The sequence below is a fragment of the Microbacterium lacus genome (genome assembly GCF_002812805.1).
GTDB lineage: Bacteria > Actinomycetota > Actinomycetes > Actinomycetales > Microbacteriaceae > Microbacterium > Microbacterium lacus_A.
In genome coordinates this window covers 1-3621 of the sequence record NZ_NMUM01000032.1, presented here as the reverse complement: position 1 = coordinate 3621, position 3621 = coordinate 1, and the positions used below count along the sequence as shown (strand labels likewise).

4 protein-coding genes are annotated in these 3621 nt (G+C 65.1%); 1 reads left to right on the top strand and 3 read right to left on the bottom strand.

Annotated features, from left to right (window positions below):
* Positions 1-9 precede the first annotated feature (9 nt).
* The 3 genes from CGU34_RS12250 to CGU34_RS16985 form a co-directional block, all read right to left on the bottom strand.
* Positions 10-960: an integrase core domain-containing protein gene (locus CGU34_RS12250; protein WP_036296135.1), complete on the bottom strand. Its 951-nt coding sequence runs from the start codon at positions 958-960 to the stop codon at positions 10-12.
* On the bottom strand, positions 957-1274 hold the full coding sequence (locus tag CGU34_RS12245; RefSeq protein ID WP_081766164.1) for a helix-turn-helix domain-containing protein: 318 nt from the start codon (positions 1272-1274) through the stop codon (positions 957-959). Before CGU34_RS12245 ends, CGU34_RS12250 begins: the two co-directional genes overlap by 4 nt.
* A gap of 723 nt (positions 1275-1997) precedes the next feature.
* Positions 1998-2162 carry a hypothetical protein gene (locus tag CGU34_RS16985; RefSeq protein WP_157811302.1) on the bottom strand — a complete coding sequence of 55 codons (165 nt, stop codon included), beginning with the start codon at positions 2160-2162 and terminating at the stop codon, positions 1998-2000.
* Positions 2163-2390: 228 nt separating this feature from the next.
* On the opposite strand from CGU34_RS16985, the gene CGU34_RS12235 reads away from it, so the two are divergent.
* Positions 2391-3583 (top strand): IS3 family transposase gene (locus tag CGU34_RS12235; RefSeq protein ID WP_100813431.1). Its coding sequence is split into 2 segments (ribosomal slippage): positions 2391-2661 and positions 2661-3583, totalling 1194 coding nucleotides; the frame shifts between segments, so codons are not numbered across the junction.
* Positions 3584-3621: the final 38 nt, after the last annotated feature.

Here is a 3621-nt window from a genome sequence, read left to right as displayed (position 1 = left end):
TGTCCCGCGTCAAGTAGTTGGCAGGGATTCTTCGATTTCGAAGTTGGGGATGGTCGGGTCGGCCAGGCCCATGTGCACCTCTATCGGCCGGTTCCAAGCGATCGCCTCATGAGGGCGGGTCTCGTTGTACTCGATGCGGTAGTCCTCGGCGCGTTCGACGAGGGTGAGCGCGTCGGGGATGTCGTCGAGGAACAGCCGTTCGTACTTCAGCGTCCCGAAGCCGCGTTCGCGTGATCCGTTCTGCCCCGGTGACTTCACCCTGGTGCGGACGTGTCGCAGTTCGGGGTGGCGCATGATGAACAGCTCGAAGTTCATCGATCGGAATGGACCGCCGTTGTCTGTGACGATCGTGACGACCGGCAGCAGCTCGCCGGTCTCGTCGTCGACCTGACATTGGTCGACGAGGGGGTGGCCGAACAGGGTCACGTAGTCGACGAGGGCGAGTTCGATCGCGGCGATCGCGTCGTGCTGGTTCGCGGTCGGCGAGGTGTGAAACGGGTGCTCGAGCTTCGAGTACCAGTCCCGGCAGCCGGCGATCCTCCAGATCCCACCCTGGGTGGTCTCGAACTCGCTGAAGTCCAACTGCCATACCTGGTTCGGGCCGGTCGGGTTTCGTGCGAACGCGGCCTTGCGGTTCTTCGCGAGTTCTCGACGCTGCTTCTGGTACTCCGATGGCAGGATCAGCCCGTCATCGCGCAGCAGCCGCAGCACGGTCGCCTGGGACACCTTGTGTCCGTCATGGCGGGTCATCGCCCAGATCTTCCGGTGGCCCCACTCCGGCTTCTTCAACGCATGCGCGACCACCAGCGGCCGGGCCGCGTCTCGCGCCGGCTGCGGCCACGGGCCCTTCGGCGGCCGGTCAGTCTTCGCCTTGGCCTGCCAGCGCCGCCAGGTGCGTTCGGGCATGTCGATCAGCTGACAGAACCTCGCGGTCGACATGCCCGCCTCGGTGCGGATCACCTCGAGGTCCTCGAAGGGCCCAGGCGGCCCTCGGCGCTCTTCTTCCAGACCCGGATCTCGACCGCGGCCTCACCCAGCGCCTGGGTGAGCTCGGCGACCTCGTCCTCGAGCTGCTGCTCGCGGGTCGAGGGCTTGGACTTACCCGCCTCGATGCCGGCTCTGCCGCCCTCGAGGAACTGGCGCTTCCAGTTCCCGATGGCCTGCTCCGAGACCTTCTCACGGCGGCCCGCTTCAGCGATCGTGATCTCGCCCTGCAACACGGACAACACGATGCGGAGCTTCTTCTCCACGGGGATCGTCGGTGGACGACTCATGACATTCAGACCTCTCAGCTGGGGCGTTACATCAGCAACTAACTACCCCTGCCAAACATTCTGACGCGCGACAAGAAGACACAGGCGAGTACACGACCAAGCGGGAGGTTCCCACCCCATGACGCGAGACAAAATGAGAAAGGTGGCCCCAGCGCACAGGACGGGGCAGCTTGGATCCGCCACCCAACGTCGAGTCGCTGGCGCCAGAACGAACAAGGGGCATGATCCGATAATCGCGAGATCGGCGCAGCTCCGGGAGCACGCATAACGAGATCCATGCGACAGAGCCGCTGATCCGAGGTCTTTCCTGACGCGATCCTCATGACCTCATGCGGTGCTGACTCTTCAGTGCAGAGCAATCGACGTCAATAGGCGGTGGTCGAAGGACCCACTTCCCAGACTGTATCGAGTGCGAGTGCGGTATCGATGAGCGCCAGTCCGTCGAGGAGCTCGAACCGAGCCGACAGGTTGGCGTTACCTAAGGTCGGTTATGGTGCGCAAGAAGGCATGTGTGGAGAGCGGTCGTCGCCTGCCGTGGAAGCACTCCATTCCCCAGCGCTGTGAGCTGCTGGTTCAATGTAAGGCCGTGCCTTTCATCGGTGACCCAGCCCGTCGGGAGACCCATAAGCCATTCCACGAACGCCGGTGTCGGACGCGGTCCAGAAGCATCGCTAAGGAGTGCGGGGGCTGGCGCTGGACGGCCCACAATCTGCTCCCATCGGATCACTGCTTCGGCGTATCGTCCCCATCGTTGAAGAGCTGCCCGATTAGCGTCCACAGGGTGTCCGGCTCCTCTGGTTGCGGGTACCCGTTCGGTCCGTGGAGGGCGAGGTCGATGATCTGATGACTCAGCGCGATCGTGCCCCGGCGTGCCTTGACCTGTTCCAAGCTCTCCCCTCCACGGGAGGCATCGGAAGCGAGTGGGGTGCGGAAGAGCGCGGCGGGCGAGGATGAAAACACGGAATCTTGGATGAGGTGCACCAATGAGGGATGCGGGTAGACCAATCCATTGCGCGTCATACCGGAGGTCGGCCAGGTCTGGGGTTGACCCCGGATTCCGGACACTGACCAGGCGGGATCCGTGTGTTTGCGGGCCTGTCGGGGAGGATGTCCTTGATGGGCACGAGCAAGAGGAAGACGTATACGCCGGAGTATCGACGTGAGGCCGCGAGGCTGGTGATCGATACGGGCCGGACAGTCGCGGCGGTCGCTCGAGAGATCGGTGTCGGTGAGCAGCTGTTGGGCCGGTGGGTCCACGCGGAACGTGCGCGGACTGGCGGTGGGTCCGAGGCGCCGCTGGATCTGGACGAGCGTGCTGAGCTGGGACGGTTGCGCCGCGAGGTGCAGGAACTCCGGATGGACAACGAGTTCCTGGGAAAAGCGGCGGCCTTCTTCGCATCGAAGCAGAACCCGAGGAGCGGTTCGCTGTGATCGAGGCGGAGAAGGCGCACGAGACGACGCTGACAGTCACGCGGATGTGCCGGCTGCTCGGGGTAGACCGGCGCCGGTTCTACGAGTGGCGAGCCCGGAAGTCCGCCGGCCCGTCGCCGCGGCAGCGGCGGGCAGCTGAGCTGACCGAGCAGATCCGCCGGTTCCATGCCGCGTCTGACGCCACGTACGGGGCTCCGCGGATCCACGCGGACCTGCAGGACGCCGGGGTGGTGGTCTCGCGTAAGACGGTCGCGAAGCTGATGCGCGCCGACGGGATCACCGGGATCAGTCCCCGCACCTGGCATCCGCCGACCACCGTGCGAGGCGATGATCCGTTCCCGGTGCCTGACCTCGTAGAGCGGCGGTTCGACCAGGGCGAGCGTGACCTCGCGTGGTTCTCTGACATCACGTATCTGCATACCGGTGAGGGGTGGGCGTACCTGTGTGTCGTGCGGGATGGTCACACCCGCCGGGTCCTCGGCCGCACCGTCGCAGGGAGTCTGCATACCGACCTCGTCGAGGACGCGCTCCGGCAAGCGGTCTCTCTCCGCGGGCACCTGCCGCGGAAGGTCGTGTTCCACGCGGACAGGGGCACTCAGTACACCAGTGCCCAGCTCGCCGACGCAGCGACCGAGCTCGGGGTGCTCAGATCGATGGGCCGGACCGGGGTGTGTTGGGACAATGCAGCCGCGGAATCGTTCTGGTCCGTGTTCAAGAACGAGTACTACAACCGGCATGTTTTCGCGACGATCGACACCGCCCGACGGGCCGCGTATGTCTGGATCGACGGCTGGTACAACGCCCGCCGACGCCACTCCGGCATCGGCTACATCAGCCCGCTAGAGTACGAACGCCGCCAGCTCGCGCTGGCAGCCTGACCAACCAACCACCTGTCCGGACTTCGGGGTCAGCCTCA